This window comes from Saccharothrix texasensis, assembly GCF_003752005.1.
GTDB lineage: Bacteria > Actinomycetota > Actinomycetes > Mycobacteriales > Pseudonocardiaceae > Actinosynnema > Actinosynnema texasense.
The window spans coordinates 5,807,416-5,828,431 of sequence record NZ_RJKM01000001.1 but is presented as its reverse complement, the minus strand read 5'-3'; the positions used below and the strand labels follow the sequence as shown (position 1 = coordinate 5,828,431).

22 protein-coding genes are annotated in these 21,016 nt (G+C 71.7%); 1 reads left to right on the top strand and 21 read right to left on the bottom strand.

Going from position 1 to position 21,016, the window contains the following annotated elements; all coding sequences use genetic code 11:
* Positions 1 to 2 precede the first annotated feature (2 nt).
* From nuoK to EDD40_RS25610, 15 genes are all read right to left on the bottom strand, one after another.
* On the bottom strand, positions 3 to 302 hold the full coding sequence (gene nuoK, locus EDD40_RS25680; RefSeq protein WP_053715303.1) for an NADH-quinone oxidoreductase subunit NuoK: 300 nt from the start codon (positions 300 to 302) through the stop codon (positions 3 to 5).
* A complete protein-coding gene (locus EDD40_RS25675; protein ID WP_246037811.1) occupies positions 299 to 1,141 on the bottom strand; it encodes an NADH-quinone oxidoreductase subunit J in 843 nt (280 codons plus the stop codon). The genes nuoK and EDD40_RS25675 overlap by 4 nt, the downstream gene beginning before the upstream one ends.
* The gene (gene nuoI, locus EDD40_RS25670; protein ID WP_123745208.1) at positions 1,138 to 1,704 is read right to left on the bottom strand and encodes an NADH-quinone oxidoreductase subunit NuoI; all 567 of its coding nucleotides are present in this window, start codon (positions 1,702 to 1,704) and stop codon (positions 1,138 to 1,140) included. The genes EDD40_RS25675 and nuoI overlap by 4 nt, the downstream gene beginning before the upstream one ends.
* Positions 1,691 to 3,022, bottom strand: coding sequence for an NADH-quinone oxidoreductase subunit NuoH (nuoH, locus tag EDD40_RS25665; RefSeq protein ID WP_123745207.1), 1,332 nt, complete (start codon positions 3,020 to 3,022; stop codon positions 1,691 to 1,693). The genes nuoI and nuoH overlap by 14 nt, the downstream gene beginning before the upstream one ends.
* Complete coding sequence (locus EDD40_RS25660) at positions 3,019 to 5,517, bottom strand: NADH-quinone oxidoreductase subunit G (protein WP_123745206.1); 2,499 nt, start codon at positions 5,515 to 5,517, stop codon at positions 3,019 to 3,021. The genes nuoH and EDD40_RS25660 overlap by 4 nt, the downstream gene beginning before the upstream one ends.
* Complete coding sequence (gene nuoF, locus EDD40_RS25655; RefSeq protein ID WP_123745205.1) at positions 5,514 to 6,851, bottom strand: NADH-quinone oxidoreductase subunit NuoF; 1,338 nt, start codon at positions 6,849 to 6,851, stop codon at positions 5,514 to 5,516. The genes EDD40_RS25660 and nuoF overlap by 4 nt, the downstream gene beginning before the upstream one ends.
* A gap of 15 nt (positions 6,852 to 6,866) precedes the next feature.
* The gene (gene nuoE / locus EDD40_RS25650; protein ID WP_123745204.1) at positions 6,867 to 7,652 is read right to left on the bottom strand and encodes an NADH-quinone oxidoreductase subunit NuoE; all 786 of its coding nucleotides are present in this window, start codon (positions 7,650 to 7,652) and stop codon (positions 6,867 to 6,869) included.
* Positions 7,649 to 9,067 (bottom strand): NADH-quinone oxidoreductase subunit D, encoded by a 1,419-nt coding sequence (locus tag EDD40_RS25645; RefSeq protein WP_123745203.1) that lies wholly within the window; start codon positions 9,065 to 9,067, stop codon positions 7,649 to 7,651. The genes nuoE and EDD40_RS25645 overlap by 4 nt, the downstream gene beginning before the upstream one ends.
* Positions 9,064 to 9,762: an NADH-quinone oxidoreductase subunit C gene (locus EDD40_RS25640; RefSeq protein WP_236595258.1), complete on the bottom strand. Its 699-nt coding sequence runs from the start codon at positions 9,760 to 9,762 to the stop codon at positions 9,064 to 9,066. The genes EDD40_RS25645 and EDD40_RS25640 overlap by 4 nt, the downstream gene beginning before the upstream one ends.
* Before the next feature lie 111 nt (positions 9,763 to 9,873).
* Positions 9,874 to 10,422: a NuoB/complex I 20 kDa subunit family protein gene (locus EDD40_RS25635; RefSeq protein WP_123745201.1), complete on the bottom strand. Its 549-nt coding sequence runs from the start codon at positions 10,420 to 10,422 to the stop codon at positions 9,874 to 9,876.
* Between the two features lie 10 nt (positions 10,423 to 10,432).
* Positions 10,433 to 10,798, bottom strand: a complete 366-nt coding sequence (locus EDD40_RS25630; protein ID WP_053715312.1) for an NADH-quinone oxidoreductase subunit A — start codon at positions 10,796 to 10,798, stop codon at positions 10,433 to 10,435.
* Between the two features lie 346 nt (positions 10,799 to 11,144).
* Positions 11,145 to 12,422 carry a geranylgeranyl reductase family protein gene (locus EDD40_RS25625; RefSeq protein ID WP_123745200.1) on the bottom strand — a complete coding sequence of 426 codons (1,278 nt, stop codon included), beginning with the start codon at positions 12,420 to 12,422 and terminating at the stop codon, positions 11,145 to 11,147.
* A gap of 99 nt (positions 12,423 to 12,521) precedes the next feature.
* Positions 12,522 to 13,226, bottom strand: coding sequence for a demethylmenaquinone methyltransferase (locus tag EDD40_RS25620; RefSeq protein WP_123745199.1), 705 nt, complete (start codon positions 13,224 to 13,226; stop codon positions 12,522 to 12,524).
* A 244-nt stretch (positions 13,227 to 13,470) separates the two neighbouring features.
* Positions 13,471 to 14,580: a glycosyltransferase gene (locus EDD40_RS25615; protein ID WP_123745198.1), complete on the bottom strand. Its 1,110-nt coding sequence runs from the start codon at positions 14,578 to 14,580 to the stop codon at positions 13,471 to 13,473.
* Positions 14,581 to 14,593: 13 nt separating this feature from the next.
* Positions 14,594 to 15,697 carry a glycosyltransferase family 4 protein gene (locus EDD40_RS25610; protein ID WP_211348239.1) on the bottom strand — a complete coding sequence of 368 codons (1,104 nt, stop codon included), beginning with the start codon at positions 15,695 to 15,697 and terminating at the stop codon, positions 14,594 to 14,596.
* 144 nt (positions 15,698 to 15,841) lie between these two features.
* Here EDD40_RS25610 and EDD40_RS25605 point away from each other — a divergent pair, with 144 nt between their 5' ends.
* Entirely contained in the window at positions 15,842 to 16,669 is an 828-nt protein-coding gene (locus EDD40_RS25605) for an inositol monophosphatase family protein (protein WP_123745196.1), read from the top strand.
* A gap of 28 nt (positions 16,670 to 16,697) precedes the next feature.
* Here the strand turns inward: EDD40_RS25605 and EDD40_RS25600 are convergent, their stop codons facing one another.
* From EDD40_RS25600 to paaA, 6 genes are read right to left on the bottom strand one after another with little or no spacing between them, the layout of a single operon-like run.
* Positions 16,698 to 17,327 carry a hypothetical protein gene (locus EDD40_RS25600; RefSeq protein WP_123745195.1) on the bottom strand — a complete coding sequence of 210 codons (630 nt, stop codon included), beginning with the start codon at positions 17,325 to 17,327 and terminating at the stop codon, positions 16,698 to 16,700.
* Positions 17,328 to 17,344: 17 nt separating this feature from the next.
* On the bottom strand, positions 17,345 to 18,379 hold the full coding sequence (gene paaE / locus EDD40_RS25595) for a 1,2-phenylacetyl-CoA epoxidase subunit PaaE (protein ID WP_123745194.1): 1,035 nt from the start codon (positions 18,377 to 18,379) through the stop codon (positions 17,345 to 17,347).
* A complete protein-coding gene (paaD, locus tag EDD40_RS25590) occupies positions 18,379 to 18,888 on the bottom strand; it encodes a 1,2-phenylacetyl-CoA epoxidase subunit PaaD (protein ID WP_123745193.1) in 510 nt (169 codons plus the stop codon). Before paaD ends, paaE begins: the two co-directional genes overlap by 1 nt.
* Positions 18,882 to 19,772 carry a 1,2-phenylacetyl-CoA epoxidase subunit PaaC gene (paaC, locus tag EDD40_RS25585; protein WP_123745192.1) on the bottom strand — a complete coding sequence of 297 codons (891 nt, stop codon included), beginning with the start codon at positions 19,770 to 19,772 and terminating at the stop codon, positions 18,882 to 18,884. The genes paaD and paaC overlap by 7 nt, the downstream gene beginning before the upstream one ends.
* Positions 19,769 to 20,053: a 1,2-phenylacetyl-CoA epoxidase subunit PaaB gene (paaB, locus tag EDD40_RS25580; RefSeq protein WP_077010962.1), complete on the bottom strand. Its 285-nt coding sequence runs from the start codon at positions 20,051 to 20,053 to the stop codon at positions 19,769 to 19,771. The genes paaC and paaB overlap by 4 nt, the downstream gene beginning before the upstream one ends.
* Positions 20,050 to 20,982: a 1,2-phenylacetyl-CoA epoxidase subunit PaaA gene (gene paaA / locus EDD40_RS25575; RefSeq protein WP_123745191.1), complete on the bottom strand. Its 933-nt coding sequence runs from the start codon at positions 20,980 to 20,982 to the stop codon at positions 20,050 to 20,052. Before paaA ends, paaB begins: the two co-directional genes overlap by 4 nt.
* Between the last annotated feature and the right edge of the window lie 34 nt (positions 20,983 to 21,016).

Below are 21,016 nucleotides of genomic sequence, written 5' to 3'. Positions count from 1 at the left end.
TCTCAGTACTTCAGCAGGTTGGAGTCGTCGACCGAGGCCGAGCGACGGGTCTTGAAGATCGCCATGATGATCGTCAGACCGACCACGACCTCGGCCGCCGCGACGACCATCACGAAGAACGCCATCACCTGGCCGTCGAGCCCGCCGTTGATCCGGGCGAACGTGACCAGGCTGAGGTTCACCGCGTTGAGCATGAGCTCGACGCACATGAACACCACGATGGCGTTGCGCCGCACCAGAACGCCGACCGCGCCGAGGCTGAACAGCAGCGCGGACAGCAGCAGGTAGTACGTAGGGGTCACGACGACTCTCCCTTGAGCGCGTGCGCGTCGGCCTGGTGCCCGCTGCCGGACACCTCCGCGACGTCGTCCTCGAGAGTTTCCTTGGCGGTCGTCTCGATCAGCTCGGACAGGGACTCGGCGGCGACCGAGCCGTCCGGCAGCAGGGCGGGCGTGGCCACCGAGTTGGCGGTGGCGAACACGCCGGGGCCGGGCAGCGAGCCGGGGCGGTCGCCGCGGAAGCGCTCCTCGACCAGCTGCTTCTGGGTCTTCTTCGCGTCCTTGCCGGTGCGCGAGGTGAACGCGAGCACCATGGCCCCGACCGCCGCGGTGATCAGCAGCGCCGACGTCAGCTCGAACGGGAACAGGTAGTCGGTGAACAGCGCCTCGCCGATGTTGGCGACGTTGCCGCCGTTCTGCGTGTTCTGCGCGGCCAGGCCGACCGGTTCGACGTCGGTCAGCGCGCGGGCGACCGAGGCGACCACGAGGCCGGCGAAGCCGACGCCGATGACCGCCGCCGCGAGCCGCTGCCCGCGCAGCACCTCGACGACCGAGTCGGAGCTGTCCCGGCCGACCAGCATCAGCACGAACAGGAACAGCATCATGATCGCGCCGGTGTAGACGATGATCTGCACGAAGCCGAGGAACGGCGCCTGCTGGACCATGTAGAGCACGCCGAGGCTGAGCATGGTGAGCACCAGCCACAGCGCCGAGTGCACGGCGTTGCGCGCGAAGAGCATGCCCAGCGCGCCGGCGAGGGCCAGCGGGCCGAGGACCCAGAACGCGACCGCCTCGCCGGTGGTGACGGTGTCGACCACCCGCTGCACCTCGTCGGGCTGCTGGAGCAGGAACGAGAGGCTCACTTCCCCGCCTCCTCGGGCCCGGTCTCCACGGTCGCGCCGGCGGGCACGCCCGCCTCGCGCGCCAACCTCGGGCCGTCCACGTAGTAGTCCTGCTCGTTCTCGCCCAGCCGCATGGGGTGCGGCGGCTGCTCCATGCCGGACAGCAGGGGCGCGAGCAGGTCCTCCTTGGTGAAGATCAGCTTCTGGCGGTCGTCGTCGGCCAGCTCGTAGGAGTTGGTCATGGTGAGCGAGCGGGTCGGGCAGGCCTCGATGCACAGGCCGCAGCCGATGCACCGCAGGTAGTTGATCTGGTAGTCCTTGCCGTAGCGCTCACCGGGCGAGTAGCGCTCGTCCTCGGTGTTGTCGCCGCCCTCGACGAAGATCGCGTCCGCCGGGCACGCCCACGCGCACAGCTCGCAGCCGACGCACTTCTCCAGCCCGTCCGGGTGCCGGTTGAGCTGGTGGCGGCCGTGGAACCGCGGCGCGGTGACCTTCTTGACCTCGGGGTACTCCTCGGTGACGACCTTCTTGAACATCGTGCCGAAGGTGACGCCGAAGCCCTTGACGGGATCAAACACGCCCATCGCTGGCCTCCTTGTGTGAAGCTGCGGGTACCGCGGCCGGTTCCTGCGTCTGGTTCTCGGCGCCGGGCAGCTCGGCCACCCGCACCTGCCTGCGGGGTGGCGACTGCGGGACCTTCAGGTCCAGCGGCGGCACCGGGTAGCCGCCACCGGTGACCGGCACGGCGTCGGGGTCGTGCGGTTCCCGCTTGTCGGGCAGCAGGAACGCGATCAGCAGCACCGCGGCGAGGAAACCGCCGATCACGATCAGCGCCGTGCTGGTGTCCAGGCCGCTGTTGGCCTCCCACTCCTGGCGCAGGTAGCGGGCGACCGCCACCGCGACGAACCAGACCAGGGCGATCGGGACCAGGAACTTCCAGCCCAGCCGCATGAACTGGTCGTAGCGCAGGCGGGGCAGCGTGCCGCGCAGCCAGATGAACAGGAACAGGAAGCCGAGCGTCTTGACCACGAACCACAGCAGGCCGAACCAGCCGCTGTTGAGCAGGTGGTCGTCCCCGACGAACGGGAACCGCCAGCCGCCCAGGAACAGCGTGGTGGCCAGCGCGGAGACGGTCACCATGTTGACGTACTCGGCGAGGAAGAACAGCGCGAACTTCAGCGAGCTGTACTCGGTGTGGAAGCCGCCGACCAGCTCCGACTCGGCCTCGGGGAGGTCGAACGGCGCGCGGTTGGTCTCGCCGACCATCGACGTGACGTAGATCAGGAAGCTGACCGGCAGCAGGTAGAAGTACCAGCCGCCGCTCTGCGCGTCGACGATGTCGGCGGTGGACAGCGAGTGCGAGTGCATGACGACCGCGACGATCGACAGGCCCATCGCGATCTCGTAGGAGATCACCTGCGCGGCCGAGCGCAGCGCGCCCAGCAGCGGGTACGGCGAGCCGGACGCCCAGCCCGACAGCACGATGCCGTAGACGCCGAGCGAGGAGCAGGCCAGCACGACCAGCACGCCGACCGGCAGGTCGACCAGCTGCAACGCGGTGCGCTCGCCGAAGATGGAGACCTCGCCGCCCAGCGGGATCACCGAGAAGGCGACGAACGCGGGGATGCAGGAGATCACCGGCGCGAGGAAGAACACCCACTTGTCGGCCAGGACCGGGCGGATGTCCTCCTTGAACGCGAGCTTCAGGCCGTCGGCGAGCGACTGGAGCCAGCCGTTCGGGCCGACCCGGTTGGGCCCGGGGCGCTGCTGCATCCGGGCCACGACCTTGCGCTCCCAGTTGATCATGAACAGCGTCATGACCACGAGGAACGCGAAGATGCCGACGACCTTGACGACGATCAGCCAGAACGGATCGTCGGCGAGGAGTTCCGCGGTGCTCATGCCTTGCCTCCAGCGGGCGACGCGATCTTCTCGGCGGAGCCCGTGACGAACCGAGAGACGGCCACCACTGAGCCGTGGCCGGCGGCGAGGTTGCGCCGCACGGTGACCGCACCCGAGTTGCCGGGCAGCCACACGACGCCGTCGGGCAGGTCGGCCGCCTCGACCGGCAGCACCACCTCGCCCCGATCGGTGGAGACGGTGATCTCGCCACCGAGTTCGACACCCAGGTGCGCGGCGGTGGCGACCGACAGCTTGGCCACCACCGGGCGCGCGGTGCCCGCCAGGTTCGGCTCGTCGTCCTGCAACGACCCGTTGTCCAGGAGCCTGCGCCAGGTCGCGAGCACGGCCTCGCCGGCCTTGGGCTGCGTGAGGAGCGGCGCGGGCACGGTCGGCGCGGACGCCGTCACCGGGGCGGAGCCCAGCCTCGCCAGGTCCGCCGCGGCGGCGGCCGGGGTCTGCGTGAACAGGTCCGCGTCCATCTCCACGGCGAGCGTGTCGAGCACCCGGCCGTCCGACAGCGCGCCGGTGCCCTCGATCGTGGTGCTGAAGGGGCGCGGGCGGCCTTCCCAGTTCAGGTAGCTGCCCGCCTTCTCCACCGCGGGCGCGACCGGGAGGACCACGTCGGCGTGCGCGGTGACCGCGCTGTGCCGCAGCTCCAGGCTGACCACGAAACCGGCGAAGTCCAACGCGCGCTCGGCCAGCGCCGGGTCCGGCAGGTCGAACGGGTCGACACCGCCGACGACCAGCGCGTCCAGCCCACCGCTCGCGGCGGCGGTCAGGATGCCGTCGGTGTCGCGGCCGGCCTTCGCGGGCAGCGCGCCCGGCTCCAGGCCCCACGCCTGCTCGACCTCGGCGCGGGCCGCCTCGTCGCCGACCAGGCGACCGCCCGGCAGCAACGTCGGCAGCAGACCTGCCTCCAGCGCGCCGCGCTCACCGGCGCGGCGCGGGATCCAGGCGAGCTTCGCGCCGGTCCGCTCCGCCAGCGCGGCCACCGCGGAGAACAGGCCCGGCACCTCGGCGGCGCGCTCGCCGACCAGGATCACCGAACCCGGCTTCGCCAGCTCCTCGACCACGTCGGCGGCGTGCTCGGGCAGCGCGTTGATCGCCGACGGCTCGCTGCCGGGCACGCACGCGAGCAGCACGCCGTTCGTCTTCTCCACCGCGGGCGTCGTGTACTGGCCCAGGTGGTAGACCTTCGTCCGGTTCGTGCGGGCCGCCTTGCGCAGCCGCAGGAACACGATCGGCGACTCCTCCTCCGGCTCGAACGCGACCAGCAGCGCGGCCGGCGCGGACTCGATGCCCGCGTAGGTGACGCCGCCGTTGTCGGGGTTCGTGCCGAGGACCGCGCCGGTCAGGAACTCCAGCTCCTCCGCCGAGTGGGCGCGGGCGCGGAAGTCGACGTCGTTGGTGCGCAACGCGATCCGGGCGAACTTCGAGTACGCGTAGGCGTCCTCGACGGTGAGGCGACCGCCGGCCAGCACGCCGACGCCCTTGCCGGCACGCGCCTTCGCCAGGCCCTCGGCGGCGTACTGCAGCGCCTCGGTCCAGGACGACTCGCGCAGCTCGCCGCTGGCCTTGTCGCGCACCAGCGGGCGGCGGACGCGGTCGCCCGCGGTGGCGTAGTTGAACGCGAAGCGGCCCTTGTCGCAGGTCCACTCCTCGTTGACCTCGGGCGCGTCGCCCGCCAGCCGGCGCTGCACCTTGCCGCGCCGCCAGTCGGTGCGCGTCGAGCAGCCCGACGAGCAGTGCTCGCACACGCCCGGCGTGGACATCAGGTCGAACGGCCGGGCGCGGAACCGGTACGCGGCGCTGGTCAGCGCGCCCACCGGGCAGATCTGGATCGTGTTGCCGGAGAAGTAGGACTGGAACGGCTTCTCCTGCGCGACACCGATCTGCTGCTGCGAGCCGCGCTCCAGCAGCTCGATGAACGGGTCGCCGGCGATCTGCGCGGAGAACCGCGTGCAGCGCTGGCACAGCACGCACCGCTCGCGGTCCAGCAGGACCTGCGTCGAGATCGGGATCGGCTTCGGGAACGTCCGCTTGTGCTCGTGGAACCGCGAGTCCGAGCGGCCGTGCGCCAGCGCCTGGTTCTGCAGCGGGCACTCGCCGCCCTTGTCGCAGATCGGGCAGTCCAGCGGGTGGTTGATGAGCAGCAGCTCCATCACGCCCTGCTGCGCCTTGTCGGCCACCGGCGAGGTCAGCTGCGTCTTGACGACCATGCCGTCGGCGACCGTCATCGTGCAGGAGGCCTGCGGCTTCGGCATCGGCCGGCCGCCCATCTCCACCTCGACCAGGCACTGCCGGCAGGCGCCCGCGGGCTCCAGCAGCGGGTGGTCGCAGAAGCGCGGGATGACGGTGCCGAGCCGCTCCGCGGTGCGGATCAGCAGCTCGCCCTTGGGCGCGACGACCTCCACGCCGTCGATGACGAGCTTCACGTGGCCCTCGGGGACCACCAGCTCGGCCTTCTGTTCAGGGGCAGTGGCTTCGACCGTCATGCGCTTGCTCCCGCCAGGGCTGCTGCGTCCTTGTTCTTGGCCGAGTTCTGGTCGCACAGAGCCAGGAACTCGTGCTTGAAGTACTTGATGCCGCTGGTGATCGGGCTGACCGCACCGTCGCCGAGGGCGCAGAACGAGCGGCCCAGGATGTTGTCGCAGACGTCCAGCAGCGTGTCGATGTCACTGGCCGTGCCGTTGCCCGCCACCATGCGCTGCAGGATCTGGACCAACCAGTAGGTGCCCTCGCGGCAGGGCGTGCACTTGCCGCACGACTCGTGCTTGTAGAACTCGGTCCACTTCATGACCGCCCACGGCACGGACACCGTCTCGTTGAAGATCTGCAACGCGGTGGTGCCCAGCATCGAACCGGCCTCGGCCGCGCCCTCGAAGTCGAGCGGCACGTCCAGGTGGTCGGCGGTGAACAGCGGGGTGGACGAGCCGCCCGGCGTCCAGAACTTCAGCGGGATGCCGTCCTTCATGCCGCCCGCCAGGTCGAGCAGCTCCCGCAGCGTGACGCCCATCGGGGCCTCGTACTGGCCGGGGCGCTCCACGTGGCCGGACAGCGAGAAGATCTTCGGGCCCGGCGAGCGCTCGCGGCCCATGGTGCGGAACCAGTCCGCGCCGCCGTTGACGATGTAGGGCACGCTGGCGATCGTCTCGACGTTGTTCACCACGGTCGGCGAGGCGTACAGGCCGGCGGTCGCCGGGAACGGCGGCTTGAGCCGGGGCTGGCCGCGCTTGCCCTCCAGCGAGTCCAGCAGCGCCGTCTCCTCGCCGCAGATGTAGGCGCCCGCGCCCGCGTGCACGACCACGTCGAGGTCGAAGCCCGAGCCGAGGATGTCCTTGCCCAGGTAGCCCGCCTCGTACGCCTCGCGCACGGCCGCGTGCAGCCGGCGGATCACGTGCAGCACCTCGCCGCGCACGTAGATCGCGGCGAAGTTCGCCCGGATCGCGTACGAGGTGATGATGATGCCCTCGATCAGCGAGTGCGGGTCCGCCATCATCAGCGGGATGTCCTTGCAGGTGCCCGGCTCGCCCTCGTCGGCGTTGATGACGAGGTAGTGCGGCTTGCCGTCGCCCTGCGGGATGAAGCCCCACTTCAGGCCGGTGGGGAAGCCCGCGCCGCCGCGACCGCGCAGCCCGGAGTCCTTGCACTGCTGGATCAGCTGGTCGGGGTGGGCCTTGAGCGCCTTGCGCAGCGCCGTGTACCCCTCCAACTGCTCGTAGGTCTTCAGCGTCCACGAGCGCGGCGACAGCCAGCGCTTCGTCAGGACGGGAGTCAGGGGTGCCGACGTGCTCTTCCCCGCGGAGGCACCATTGGATACACCGACCATGTCCGCTCGCCTTCCCTACTTCTTCTCCGGCAGCGGCGGGAACTCCGCGTTGTCCGGCATGGCCGGCGCGGTCCAGCCGCGCTCCGCGGCGATCTTGGCCCCGCGAACCGTCTCCGGCGCGGCCGACGGGCCGTCCAGGTCCGCGTCCCGGCCCTCGAAGAACCCGGCCAGCTGCAGCTCGGCCTGGCGGAAGTCGGTCAGCGGCGCGCCGCGCGTCGGGTGCGGCTTCTCACCCGACTGCAAGGACTTCACCAGCTCCAGCGCGCCGTCCGGCGTCTGGTTGTCGAAGTACTCGTAGTTGACCTGGAGCACCGGGCCGAGGTCGCAGGCCGCCAGGCACTCGGCGTGCTCCAGCGTGATCGAGCCCGGCGTGCCCGGCTCGCCCGCGGTCCCCTCGTGGCCGACGTCCAGGTGGTCCTTGAGCTTGGCGTAGATGGCGTCACCGCCGAGCGCGGCGCACAGCGTGTTCGTGCAGACGCTCACCAGGTGCTCGCCGCACGGGCGGCGCTTGTACATGGTGTAGAACGTCGCGACCGCGCTGACCTCGGCGTTGGTCAGGTCGAGCTGACCGGCGCAGAAGGTGATGCCCGCCTGGCTGACGTAGCCCTCGACCGACTGCACCAGGTGCAGCATCGGCAGCAGCGCCGAGCGCGGCTGCGGGTAGCGCGCGATGATCGCCTGCGCCCGGTCGACGGTGGACTGGTCGAACACGCTGGTGTCGACCGCGTTCTCGGTCACCAGCCGCTGCGTCTGGCCGGGGTCCAGCGGCGAGGCCGCGTAGACCTCTTCGGAAGTGCTCATCGGTCACAACCACCCATCACCGGGTCGATAGAGGCCACCGACGCGATGACGTCGGCGACCATGCCGCCCTCGCACATCGCGGGCATCGACTGGAGGTTCACGAAGCTGGGTTCGCGCACGTGCACGCGCATCGGCCGGGTGCCGCCGTCGGAGACCACGTGGTAGCCCAGCTCGCCGCGCGGCGACTCGATCGGCACGTACACCTGGCCCGCCGGCACCGCGAAGCCCTCGGTCACCAGCTTGAAGTGGTGGATCAAGGACTCCATGGACTGGCCCATGATCTTGCGGACGTGCTCCAGCGAGTTGCCCATGCCGTCCGCGCCGATGGTCAGCTGCGCGGGCCACGCCACCTTGGCGTCGGCCACCATGACCGGGCCGGGCGTCAGGTTGTCCACGGCCTGCCGGACGATCCGCAGCGACTGGTGCATCTCCTCCAGCCGCAGCAGGTAGCGGGCGTAGGAGTCGGCGGCGTTCGACGTGGGCACGTCGAACTCGTAGTTCTCGTAGCCGCAGTAGGGGTCGACCTTGCGCAGGTCCCACGGCAGGCCCGCGGAGCGCAGGATCGGGCCGGTGATGCCCAGCGCGAGGCACGCGTCCACCGGCAGGTAGCCGACGCCCGCGAGGCGGTTGCGCCAGATCGGCTGGCCCGACAGCAGCTTATCGTAGTCCGGCAGCCGGGAGTCCATCACCTTGATGAAGTCCTTGATCTTCTGCTCGGCGCCCTCGGGCAGGTCCTGCGCCAGGCCGCCGGGCCGGATGAACGCGTGGTTCATCCGCAGACCCGTGAGGAACTCCAGCAGGTGCAGGACCTCTTCGCGCTCGCGGAAGCCCGCGGTCATGCCGGTCAGCGCGCCCAGCTCCATGCCGCCGGTGGCCAGCGCCACCAGGTGCGAGCTGATCCGGTTGAGCTCCATGAGCAGCACGCGGATCGTCTGCGCCCGCTGCGGGACGGTGATGCCGAGCAGCTTCTCGACCGCCATGCAGTACGCGGCCTCGTTGTGCAGCGGGGCCAGGTAGTCCATGCGCGTCACGAACGTGACGCCCTGGGTCCAGTTGCGGTACTCGACGTTCTTCTCGATGCCGGTGTGCAGGTAGCCGATGACGCTGCGGGCCTGGGTGACGGTCTCGCCCTCCAGCTCCAGCACCAGGCGCAGCACGCCGTGCGTGGAGGGGTGCTGCGGGCCCAGGTTCATGACGATGCGCTCGTCACCCGCGGCCTCGGCCAGCACCTCGTCCCAGTCGCCGCCGGTCACCGTGTAGACGGTGCCCTCGGTCGTCTGGCGCGAGCCCGCGTACGCGTCGGCGTCCGGCGTGGTGCGGCCGGTGTCGAGGGCTTCGCTGTCGGGGGCTTCGCTGTCGCGGCCCGCGGCACTGGTGTCGGTGCCGGTGGTCACGTCGGAAAGTCGCTCGGTCATGAGTAGGACCGCCTCTGGTCTGGCGGGGGGATCTCCGCGCCCTTGTACTCCACCGGGATGCCGCCGAGCGGGTAGTCCTTGCGCTGCGGGTGGCCGTCCCAGTCGTCCGGCATGAGGATCCGGGTCAGGCCCGGGTGGCCGTCGTAGACGATGCCGAACATGTCCCAGGCCTCGCGCTCCTGCCAGTCCGCGGTCGGGTAGACCGAGACCACGCTGGGGATGTGCGCGTCGTCCACGTCGACCGCGACCTCCAGCCGGATGCGCCGGCGGTAGGTCATCGACGTCAGGTGGTAGACCGAGTGCAGCCGCTGCGGCGCGTCGACGCCGTAGTCGACGCCGGACACCGAGCTGCACAGCTCGAACCGCAGCGCCGGGTCGTCGCGCAGGATGCGCGCCACGTCCACCAGCCGCTCGCGGCGCAGGAAGAAGGTGATCTCGCCGCGGTCGACGGTGATCTGCTGGACCGTGTCGGCCGGCAGGCCCTGCTCCCGCATCGCGGCCAGCAGCTCGTCGGCGACCTCGTCGAACCAGCCGCCGTAGGGCCGCTCGGACGGCGCGGCGACGTGGGCGGGCAGCCGCAGGCCGCCGAAGCCGGACGTGTCGCCGGTGCCGGAGATGCCGAACATGCCCTGGCGCGCCTTGCCCGCGACCATGCCGCCGCGCGCGAGGTGCTCCTCGTGCTGCTCTTGGTCCATGCTCGCCGAGCTCAGCGCCTCGTCGTTGCCCGGGGTGCCGGCGCCGGGGGTCTCGGCGACCTCGTCCTTGGCGTTGTTGTCGTCAGCACCGGTGTCATTTGGCATTGCCGCTCACTTCTTCGCAAAGCGCTCGGAGGACGGGATGATCGCCGTCTGGTGGCCCGACTCGGCCAGCAGCGCGGCGCGGTTCGCCCCGAGCGGTTCGTCCATGATCTTCGCGTGGATCTTGAGGATCGCGTCGATCAGCATCTCCGGCCGCGGCGGGCAGCCCGGCAGGTACATGTCGACCGGCACGACGTGGTCCACGCCCTGCACGACCGCGTAGTTGTTGAACATGCCGCCGCTGGAGGCGCAGACGCCCATGGCGAGCACCCAGCGCGGCTCGGGCATCTGGTCGTAGATCTGCCGCAGCACCGGCGCCATCTTGTTGGTCACCCGGCCCGCGACGATCATCAGGTCGGCCTGGCGCGGCGAGGCGCGGAAGACCTCCATGCCGAACCGCGCGAGGTCGTAGCGCGGACCGCCGGTGGTCATCATCTCGATCGCGCAGCACGCCAGGCCGAAGGTGGCGGGCCACAGCGAGGACTTGCGGGTCCAGTTGACCAGCTTCTCCACGCTGGCGAGCAGGATGCCGTTCGGGAGCTTCTCTTCGAGACCCACTGGTTCCCCCTCAGTTCCAGTCCAGGCCGCCGCGACGCCACACGTAGGCGTACGCGAAGCCGACCGTCGCGACGAACAGGGCGATCTCCACCAGGCCGAACAGGCCGAGCCGGTCCGCGGAGACCGCGAAGGGGTAGAGGAACACCATTTCGATGTCGAACAGGATGAACAGCATCGCCGTCAGGTAGTAGGCGACCGGCATGCGGCCACCGCCCACCACCGGTTGCGGCGACGGCTCGATGCCGCACTCGTAGGCGTCGAGCTTCGCGCGGTTGTAGCGGCGGGGACCGATGTACGGCGCGGCCGTCACCGAGAACAGCGCGAAGGCCCCGGCGAGGACGAACATCAATACGAGGGGGAGGTAAGGGTCCAGCACTCTCCGTCGTCCTTTCCTCGCGTCGCGGTGGTGGTGCACCGCCGACCGTTGCGCACCCTAAAGGGTGTTCTTGCGGCCTCCGGAGGTTAGGCGCGCCTAACAATCCGCAGGTCGCTTGTGAAACACTTCACAAGCCATCTCAGCCGGTTGTGAACTGATTCACAAGACCTGAGGGTCAGTGTAGAACGTCACACAGAGGCGTGACGGGCACCCCCGACCTATGCGCTGACCTGCACTTTCACGGTGCAGATCAACAGTTGGCCGGCCCGTCCGTGAACGGGAGCACACCGAAAACGACACAGCGCCGACTCTCAAGTCGGCGCTGCGTCGATGAGCGGAAGGCCCGTTAGGCCGTTGGGGCGAGTTTCGTGGCCGCGGTGATGACGCGGTCGAACGAGTCGCCGTCCTTGGGGTCGTAAAGACCCGCGAGCAGCTTCAGGACCAGCTTCATCAGGGTCTTGCGCGGCAGCCCGTACTTGGTCGCGGTGCGCATGACGGTGGGGTTGCCGATGAGCTTGCTGAAGACGTTGCCGAGCCGGTAGTAGCTGCCCAGGGCCTGTTCGATGCGCACCGGGTAGCCGTGCAGCGCGCGTTCACGGCTCGCGCCCTGGCGGGCCAGCGCCTGCACCACGGTCTCGGCGGCGATCCGCGCCGACTCCATCGCGTAGCCGATGCCCTCGCCGTTGAACGGGTTGACCATGCCGCCCGCGTCGCCGACGAGCAGCAGGCCGTCGCGGTAGTGGGGCTTGCGGTTCAAGCCCATCGGCAGGGCCGCGCCGCCGATCTTGCCCGTGGCGTTCTCCTCGCGGAAACCCCACTCCTCCGGGGTGCCGTCGAGCCAGCTCTTGAGCAGCGCGCGGTAGTCCGTGGTGCCGTAGGCCTTCGAGGTGCTGAGGATGCCGAGGCCGACGTTCACCGTGCCGTCGCCCATGCCGAAGATCCAGCCGTAACCGGGCAGCAGGACGTCGTTCGCGCGGTCCCACAGCTCCAGGTGCGACTCCAGGTAGTCGTCCTTGGTGCGGGGGCTGGCGTAGTAGCGGCGGACCGCGACGCCCATCGGCTTGGCGTCGTCCTTCTGGATGCCGACGCTGAGGGCGAGGCGGGCGCTCACGCCGTCGCAGGCCAGGACGATCGGGGCCCGGTAGGTGACCGGCGCCTTGTCCGGGCCCTGCTTGGCCGTGACGCCGACGACCCGGCCGTTCTCCACGACGGCGCCGGTGACCGTGGTCTGCTCGTGCATCCGGGCGCCCGCCGCGACGGCGGTGTTCGCCAGCATCTCGTCGAAGTCCTGCCGGGGGCGCACCAGGCCGTAGGGCGGGAACGTGGCCAGCTCGGGCCAGTCGAGCTCCAGCGTGACGCCGCCGCCGACCACGCGCAGGCCGCGGTTGTGCAGCCAGCCGGCTTCCTCCCGGGTGTCGATGCCCAGGTCGATCAGCTGCTTGACCCCGCGCGGGGTCAGGCCGTCGCCGCACACCTTCTCTCGCGGGAAGGTGCTCTTCTCCAGCAGCACCACGTCCAGGCCCGCGCGTGCCAGGTAGGTGGCCGCGGTGGAGCCCGCGGGCCCCGCCCCGACCACGATCACCTCGGCGTCCTCGCCTGCCTTGCGGCGGCTGGGAGTCGTCATCCCCGCTCCTTGTGCCCGTGTTCACAAAGTCCAGGGCGAGTCTACTTGCGCGTTGCTGAGGGCTTTGCGCGCTCGACCGCTACGGGGACCTCCCGACGGCTACGCGGGCTCGGGCGGCGCGGGCTTGGTGCCCCGGTGCAGCGCGACCATGCCGCCGGTGAGGTTCATCCAGGCGACGTCCTCCCAGCCGGCGCGGGCCACGACCTCGCCGAGCGCGCGCTGGTCGGGCCACGTGCGCATCGACTCGGCGAGGTACTTGTAGGCCTCCGGGTTGGAGGAGACGAAACGGGCGATGAGCGGCAGGACGCGCAGCAGGTGGCGCATGTAGACGAAGCGGAACGGGCGGAACGTCGGCGTGGAGACCTCGCACACCACGAGCCGTCCGCCGGGCTTGACAACCCGTGCCATCTCGCGCAGCGCGGCCTCGGTGTCGTTGAAGTTGCGCAGGCCGAAGGAGACGGTGACCGCGTCGAAGGAGTCGTCGGCGAACGGCAGGCGCAGGGCGTCGGCGGCCACCTTCGGCACCGGCCGGTGCGCGCCGCCCAGGAGCATGCCGAGCGAGAAGTCGGCCGCCACGCACCACGCGCCCGACGCCGCGTACTCCACCGTGGACACCGCCGTGCCGGCGGCGAGGTCGAGCACCTTCTCGCCGGGCTTGGCGTCCAGGACCCGCCTGCTCCACTCCCGCCAGCGCCGGTCGAACCCCAGGGTCATGACCGAGTTCGTCCGGTCATAGCCCTTGGCCACGCCGTCGAACATCTCGGCGACCTCGCGGGGGTTCTTGTCCAGACCTGCACGCGCCATGCCGGAAGCCTAAGTGACGCCCCCACCACCCGCGCGAGAGTCCTACCTCCACGCCTCGAGAGTCCAACCTTCCCGTCGCGCGTGTCCAACATTCGGAACGCGCGTGTCCTACGTTCACGCACCCCGAGTTGAACGCTCAGCACAGCCGGCCGACGTGCTGAGCGTTGAATTCGGGTGTTCCGAACGTAGGACACGCGCGTTCCGAACGTAGGACTCGCGCGGGGTGGAGGTTGGACTCTCGAGGTCAGGTGGCGCGGAGGGCGGTCAGCATGCCGGTCACGGCGGCTTGCCAGGGGTACTCCTCGGCGCGGGCCCGGGCGGCGCGGCGGCGGGTCGGCTCGGGGTGGTCCAGCAGTGCCGTGACGGCGCCGGCGAACGCGGGCGCGTGGTCCGGCACGGCGGCCCCGCAGCCGGGGCGGACGATCTCGCGCAGGGCGGACGACGCCGACACGACGACCGGCGTGCCCGAAGCCAGGGCCTCCAGCGCGGCCAGGCCGAACGTCTCGTGCGGGCCCGGCGCCAGCGACACGTCGGCCGCGGCCAGCAGGTCGGCGACGTCGGCGCGCTGGTCGACGAAGCCCAGGAACGTGACCGGCAGCCCCGCGGCACGGCGTCGCAACGCCTCGCGGCGCGGACCGTCACCGGCGATCACCAGCCGCACGTCGACCCCGGCCGCGTGCAGCTCGGCCGCGGTGTCGACGCTGCGCTCGACGTGCTTCTCCGCCGACAACCGCCCGCAGTGCACGAGCAGCGCGTCGGCGCCCCGCGCCAGCTCAGCCCGCAACGACCGGTCGTGCCGGGCCGGGGTGAACGTGCGCAGGTCCACCCCCAGCGGCACCCGGGCCACGTTGCGCGCGCCGATCCGGTCGAACTCCTCCCGCGCGAACTCCGTCGTGCACACCACCGTGTCGTAGGAGGCGGCCATCCGCGCGTTCGCCCGGTCCGCGGCCCACCGCGCCACCGGCGTGGGCAGCAGGAACTGCTCCAGCAGCCGGTCCAGCCGCTCGTGCGAGATCACCACGCTCGGCACGCCGCGCTCGGCCGCCCACCGGCCCATCCCGCGCAACGTGAGCCGGTCCGACACCTCCAGCCGGTCGGGCGCCAGGTGGTCGAGCAGCGCCCGCACGCGCCACGGGTCCACCGCCCGGTACCCGCCGGTGCCCGGGATGCGCGGCGCGGGCAACGTCACCCGCCGCACGCCCGGCGACAGCTCCTCGTCGGCGTGCGCGGCGCCCGGCACGACCAGCGTCACCTGGTGCCCGTTCGCCGCGTAACCGCCGCCGAGGTGGTGCAACGCCGTGCGCAACCCGCCGGAGCGCGGGCCGTAGAAGTTGGCCAGCTGCACGATTTTCATGCTTGCCCGATCGTCATGCGGTGCAGCGCTCCGGCACGTCCAGCACGGCCGCGTAGTGGCCGAGCAGCTCGTCGCACACGGCCGACCACGTGCGCCCGCGCACCGACCGCCGGGCGGCCTGCCCGTACCGGCGGCGGCGCGGCGGGTCGCCCAGCTCCAGCACGGCCCGCCTGAGCTGCGCGTCGTCGGCGAAGAGGTAGCCGGTGCCGGGTCGCACCAGGTCACGCGGCCCGCCCGCGTCCGGCGCGACCACCGGCACACCGCTGGCCAACGCCTCCTGCACGGCCTGGCAGAACGTCTCGTGCGGGCCCGTGTGCACGAACACGTCCAGGCTCGCGTACGCGGTGGCCAGGTCGGCGCCGCTCTTGAACCCGAGGAACGCCGCACCCGGCAGGTCGTGCCGCAACCGCGCCTCCTCCGGCCCCTCGCCGACCACCACCAGCCGCACGCCGGGCAGGTCGGCGAGCGCGGCGAGCCGGTCCACCCGCTTCTCCGGCGAGAGCCTGCCGACGTACCCGACGAGCAGTTCGCCGCGCGGCGCCAGCGAGGCCCGCCACGCGTCGTCCCGCCGGGACGGGTGGAACAGCTCGACGTCCACGCCGCGTCCCCACCGGTGCACGCGCGGCACGCCGTGCTCCCGGAGCGCGTCCGCGGCCCACGTCGACGGCGCGAGCGTGCGGTCGGCCCGCGCGTGCAGCCGGCGCGTCCACCGCCAGGCGGCGTTGGCGGTGAGGCCGAGGCCGTAGTGGCCGGCGAACCCGGCGACGTCGGTCTGGTAGACCGCGACGGTCGGGACGCCCAGCCTGCGTGCGGCGGACAGGCCCCGCGCGCCCATCACGAACGGGCTCGCCAGGTGCACGACGTCCGGCCGGAAGTCGGCCAACGCGGTCAGGACCTTGCGCGTGGGCACCCCGACGGGCAGCGAGCTGAGCCCCGGCAGGTCCACCGCCGGGACGCGCACGACCGGCGTGCCGAGGTGGTGGTCCTCGCCCGCGCCGGGCGCCACCACCAACGCCTGGTGGCCGCGCGCTCCGAGGTGGTCGAGTATCCGCAGCACCGAGTTGGTGACCCCGTTGACCCGGGGCAGGAAGCTCTCGGTGACGATCGCTACGCGCACGCCGGTCACCCTGCGGTGCGCAGGACACGGCGGCGTGACACCTCCGCGAACGCCCGCCGAACACCTCGCGTCGCCGACGACGTTGGCCCCGGGTTCACCTGGAGTACGTGGCGCGGTCACTCCGTGCGGTGACACTAGGTCGGCATGACCGTCTTGTCGTCCCGGCCCGCGCAGCCCGTCGATCCCGGCCTGGTGTCGATCGCGCTGGAGATAGCGGGCCGACTCGCCAACGACGCGTCGGACGTGATCATGGCGACCGCCGGGCGGGGCGCGCGGCCCGACGACGAGGCGTCGCCGTTCGACTGGGTGACCGACACCGACCGGACGTTGGAGCGGCACACGCGGCGGGTGCTGACGGCCGAGTTCCCGCACATCCCGGTGTTCTGCGAGGACAGCGACACCGACGTGGCGAGCGACGCGGAGTTCCGCTGGGTGGTCGACCCGGTCGACGGGACCGCGAACTACGTCGCCGGGGTGCCCTGGTGCGCGTACAGCCTGGCGCTGGTCGACCGGTGGGGTCCGGTGGTCGGCGTGGTCGCGGACCCGTACCGGGCGCAGATCTACGCGGCGGCGCGGGGGCGCGGCATGCGGGCCAACGGCACGCCGGTGCGGCTCGGTGACCAGGCGGTGAGCTCCATCGTGTGCACGGAGATGACGCGGACCGGTCCGTGGCCGGGGATGGGCGGGTTCATCTCCCGGGCCGCGCTGGCGGGCACGGGCGTGCGGGTGCTGGGCTCGAAGGCCCTGGCCGTCGCCCAGGTGGCCCTCGGCCACGCCGCCGCCGCCGTCCTGGACAGCTACCACGAGTGGGACGTGGCGGGCGCGGTCGCCCTGGCCGTCGAGTCGGGCGCCGCCGTGCTGGACCGCAGGGGCGAGGACGACCCGCTGCCGGTGGACGGCCTGCTGGTGGCCGTGCCGGAGGTGGCGGAGGAAGTCCTGGCGTGGTGGCAGGCGGCGTCCACGTCCCGTTAGGCCGTCGAGCGCGGTGACGGCGGCCGGGCTAGCTCTTGCCCAGGTGGGGTAGTTGTTGTTCCAGGACTTCCAGGTGGGTGCGGACCGCGTCCAGGGAGGTCTGGTTCAGCAGTTGGAGGGCCACGCGGCCCACCTCGTCCTCGAACGAGGTGAAGTCGTGCACGGCGGTGTTCAGGCGGGCGGCCACCGGGTGGGCCTGGTCGGCGCCCAGGGCGCGGCCCAGGTCGGCGATCCGGCGCACGTCCGGCAGCTCGGCGGCGAACTGGGCGACGATCCGCTCCAGCCACGCCCGGGCCGGTGACGGCGGCACGGTGGTCACGGCGGCGGCCACGCGGCGCACGGACAGCTCGCAGCGGCCCACCATGGCGGCCCAGCGGTCGTTCACCGGTGGCAGCGGGGGCAGCGGTGGGAGCAGCGTCGGTGGGCGCGGGGGCAGGGCCGGCGGGCGCGAGCGGTTGCGGATGGCTCCCACGACGAGGCCCACCAGCGTGCCCGGCACGCCGCCCATCACCACGCCCATCATCCCGGACGCGATCAGGGTCGCCACGATCGACGTCGCGGTCGCGTCGTCGGGCGACGACAGGGCCAAGCCGGACATCAGCAGGGCCGACATCAGCAGCGTGCCGATGACCAGTCCCCAGAGCGCCGAACGTCCCATGCGCCCAATGTGCCAGATCAGGCGTCGTAATCCACGGTAACGGCCGGAGTCACGGCGACCGACTGGCAGGTCAGCACGAAACCGGCCGCCACCTCGCGCGGCTCCAGCGCGTAGTTCCGCCGCATCTCCACCTCACCGGACACGACCAGCGCGCGGCACGTCCCGCACACACCGCCCTTGCACGCGAACGGCAGGTCGGCGCGCACCCGCTGGGCCGCGTCGAGGATCGGCACGTCCGCCGGCAGCGGCACCTCGGTGCTCCGCCCGTCCAGGATCACGGTGGCCGAAGCGGTGACCGCGGCGGACGTCTCGGCACGGCGCGGCGGGGGCGGCGGCTCGTCGACGTAGAACAGCTCGTGGTGCACGGCGGCCGGCGGGACGCCCAGGGACCCCAGCACGTCCTGCGCGTCCCGCACCATCCCGTACGGCCCGCACAGCCACCACGCGTCGACATCCGCCCACGGCACGACCGTCGAGAACAACGCCCGCAGCTTCGCCGCGTCCAACCGCCCGCTGAACAGCTCGACGTCGCGGGGCTCCCGCGACAGCACGTGCACCAGCTGGAACCGCGCCGGGTAGCGGTCCTTCAGGTCCGCCAGCTCGTCGGCGAACATCACCGTGTCGGCACGCCGGTTCCCGTACAGCATCGTCACCCGGGCCCCGCCGGCCAGCACCGACGCCGCGATCGACAGCGCGGGCGTGATGCCCGACCCGGCGACCACCAGGCCGTGGTGCGCCCCGCCGGACGGCGTGAAGCCACCCAGCGGCGGCAGCACCTCCAGCACGTCGCCGCGCTGGAGCCGGTCCACCAGCAGCGTGGAGAACCGCCCGCCGTCCACCCGCCGCACCCCGATCCGCAGCGGACCGCCGGCGGGCGCGCAGATCGAGTAGGACCGCCGCTCGTCGCCGTCGCGCAGGGTCAGGTACTGCCCCGGCGCGAACGCGAAGTCCGCGGCCAGCGGGGCGGGCACGTCGAACGTCACCGCGACCGCGTCCGAGCACAACCGCTCGACCGACGAGACGGTCAGCTTGTGGAACACCGGCCGCGCCATCAGATCTCCTTCACGTGCTCGAACGGCTCGGCGCAGTCGGCGCACCGGCGCAGCGACTTGCACGCCGTCGACCCGAACCGGGACACCTCCGAGGTCCGCGCCGACCCGCACCGCGGGCACGGCACCCGCTGTGACGGCGGCGTCAGGTTCAGCGGCACCGGGCCGACCGCGCGCGGCCCCAGCCGGGACGGCGGCGCGATGCCCGCCTCCCGCAGCTTGCGCAGGCCGTCCTCGCTGATCCAGTCCGTGGTCCACGCGGGCGACAGCGACAGCCGCACGTCCACCGCCTGGTACCCGGCCGCCAGCAGCGACCGGCGCAGGTCCGCGGCCATCTCGTCGATCGCCGGGCACCCCGAGTAGGTGGGCGTGATCGTCACCGACACCCGCCCGTCCGACTCGGTCACGTCCCGCAGCACGCCGAGGTCGGCCAGCGTCAGCACCGGCAGCTCCGGGTCCCGGACGCGCGCGGCGACCTCGACCGCGGCGCCCGTCCCGGCCGGGGCTACCACGACGCACCCGGCAACGACCGGTGCAGGTGCTGCATCTCGGCCAGCAGGTAGCCGAACGCCTCGGTGTGCACGCCGTCGCGCCCCGCCAGCCCGTTGACCCGCGCCGCCGGCACGTCCTCGGGCCGCGTCAGCCCCGCCGCCGCGAGCACCGCGTCCAGCACACCGTCCACTTCGGACCGCAGCTCGGCCGGGTCGACCGCGACACCGGCCAACCGCAGCTCCACGGCGTGCGCGGTGAACAGCTCGGCCAGGAACGGCCACACCCGCGCCAGGCCCGCCCGCATCCGCCGGTGCGACTCCTCGGTGCCGTCGCCGAGCCGCACGACCCACTGGGCGGCGTGGTCGCGGTGGTAGGCCAGCTCCTTCAGGCCCTTCGCCGCCACGGCCGCCAGCACCGGGTCCGCGCTGCCGCGCAGCCGCGAGTACTGGGCGAGCTTCCACGACGAGAACACCAGCAGCCGCGCCACGGTGGTGGCGAAGTCGCCGCCCGCGTACGGCCCGCACTCGATCTCGGCCAGGTGCACGTTGCGGAAGTCGCGCTCGTCGCGCAGGTACGCCAGCGCGTCCTCGTCCCGCCCCGCGCCCTCGACCTCGCCCGCCCTGGTCAGCAGCATCCGGGACTGGCCGAGCAGGTCCAGCGCGATGTTGGCCAGCGCGACGTCCTCCTCCAGCTCCGGCGCGCGGGAGCACCACTCGGCCAGCCGCTGCGACATCACCAGCGCGTCGTCGCCGAGCATCAGGCAGTAGGCGGTCAGGTCGGCGCGGTCGACGTCGGGCACCTCGCGGTCCACCCCGGCCAACGGCTCGGCGAACCCGGTGCCGAACGCCCAGTGCGCGTCCTCGTGGCCGTCGATCAGGGCTTCGTAGGCGTTGTCGAAGCTCATAGGTGCGGCACGTCCTCGGGGATCTCGTAGAACGTCGGGTGCCGGTACACCTTGTCCCCGCTGGGCTCGAAGAACGGGTCCTTCTCGTCCGGCGACGACGCGGTGATCGCCGCGGCCGGCACCACCCAGATCGACACGCCTTCGTTGCGCCGGGTGTAGACGTCACGCGCGTTGCGCAGCGCCATCTCGGCGTCCGGCGCGTGCAGCGACCCGACGTGCACGTGGTTCAACCCGCGCTTGCCGCGCACGAAGACTTCCCACAGCGGCCACGACGAACTCATGCCACACCTTCCTGCGCCGCGTGCTTGGCGGCGTGCGCCTCGGCGGCGGCACGCACCCACTCGCCGTCCTCGTGCGCCTTGCGCCGGTGCTCGACGCGCTGCGCGTTGGTCGGCCCGTTGCCGCCCACGACCTGCCAGAACTCGTCCCAGTCGGGCTGCCCGAAGTCGTGGTGCCCGCGCTCGGCGTTCCAGCGCAGCTCCGGGTCGGGCAGCGTCACGCCCAGCTTCTCCGCCTGCGGCACGGTCATGTCGACGAACTTCTGCCGCAGCTCGTCGTTGGTGTTGCGCTTGATCCGCCACTTCATCGACTGCTCGGTGTTGGCCGACTCGGCGTCCGGCGGGCCGAACATCATCAGCGAGGGCCACCACCAGCGGTTCACCGACTCCTGCACCATCGCGCGCTGGGCGTCGGTGCCGGACATCATCGTCATCAGCAGCTCGTAGCCCTGCCGCTGGTGGAAGGACTCCTCCTTGCAGATGCGGATCATCGCCCGCGCGTACGGCCCGTAGGACGTGCGGCACAGCGGCACCTGGTTGCAGATCGCGGCGCCGTCCACGAGCCAGCCGATCACGCCGACGTCGGCGTAGGACAGCGTCGGGTAGTTGAAGATCGAGGAGTACTTCTGCCGGCCCGAGATCAGCTTCTCGGTCAGCTCGCCCCGGTCCGCGCCCAGGGTCTCGGTGGCGGCGTACAGGTAGAGCCCGTGCCCGGCCTCGTCCTGGACCTTGGCCAGCAGGATCGCCTTGCGGCGCAGCGACGGCGCGCGGCTGATCCAGTTGCCCTCGGGCTGCATGCCGATGATCTCGGAGTGCGCGTGCTGGGCGATCTGCCGGATCAACGTCTTCCGGTAACCGTCGGGCATCCAGTCGCGCGGTTCGACGCGCTGCCCGGCCGCGACGGTGCGCTCGAACTGTGCCTCCAGCTCCATGAGAGCGATGTTACACCTGGAGGCCGATTTTGGG

Coding starts and splice junctions, on each gene's coding strand:
- paaE (WP_123745194.1), bottom strand. CDS start 18,379: ATGGCGCGGCCGGTGTTCCACAAGCTGACCGTCTCGTCGGTCGAGCGG.
- EDD40_RS25620 (WP_123745199.1), bottom strand. CDS start 13,226: ATGGCGCGTGCAGGTCTGGACAAGAACCCCCGCGAGGTCGCCGAGATG.
- EDD40_RS25640 (WP_236595258.1), bottom strand. CDS start 9,762: ATGGACCAAGAGCAGCACGAGGAGCACCTCGCGCGCGGCGGCATGGTC.
- nuoI (WP_123745208.1), bottom strand. CDS start 1,704: ATGGGCGTGTTTGATCCCGTCAAGGGCTTCGGCGTCACCTTCGGCACG.
- EDD40_RS25645 (WP_123745203.1), bottom strand. CDS start 9,067: ATGACCGAGCGACTTTCCGACGTGACCACCGGCACCGACACCAGTGCC.
- EDD40_RS25600 (WP_123745195.1), bottom strand. CDS start 17,327: ATGGGACGTTCGGCGCTCTGGGGACTGGTCATCGGCACGCTGCTGATG.
- EDD40_RS25615 (WP_123745198.1), bottom strand. CDS start 14,580: ATGAAAATCGTGCAGCTGGCCAACTTCTACGGCCCGCGCTCCGGCGGG.
- paaA (WP_123745191.1), bottom strand. CDS start 20,982: ATGGAGCTGGAGGCACAGTTCGAGCGCACCGTCGCGGCCGGGCAGCGC.
- EDD40_RS25625 (WP_123745200.1), bottom strand. CDS start 12,422: ATGACGACTCCCAGCCGCCGCAAGGCAGGCGAGGACGCCGAGGTGATC.
- nuoH (WP_123745207.1), bottom strand. CDS start 3,022: ATGAGCACCGCGGAACTCCTCGCCGACGATCCGTTCTGGCTGATCGTC.
- paaB (WP_077010962.1), bottom strand. CDS start 20,053: ATGAGTTCGTCGTGGCCGCTGTGGGAAGTCTTCGTGCGCGGCAAGCGC.
- EDD40_RS25660 (WP_123745206.1), bottom strand. CDS start 5,517: ATGACGGTCGAAGCCACTGCCCCTGAACAGAAGGCCGAGCTGGTGGTC.
- nuoE (WP_123745204.1), bottom strand. CDS start 7,652: ATGAGCACTTCCGAAGAGGTCTACGCGGCCTCGCCGCTGGACCCCGGC.
- paaC (WP_123745192.1), bottom strand. CDS start 19,772: ATGAGCTTCGACAACGCCTACGAAGCCCTGATCGACGGCCACGAGGAC.
- EDD40_RS25605 (WP_123745196.1), top strand. CDS start 15,842: ATGACCGTCTTGTCGTCCCGGCCCGCGCAGCCCGTCGATCCCGGCCTG.
- nuoF (WP_123745205.1), bottom strand. CDS start 6,851: ATGGTCGGTGTATCCAATGGTGCCTCCGCGGGGAAGAGCACGTCGGCA.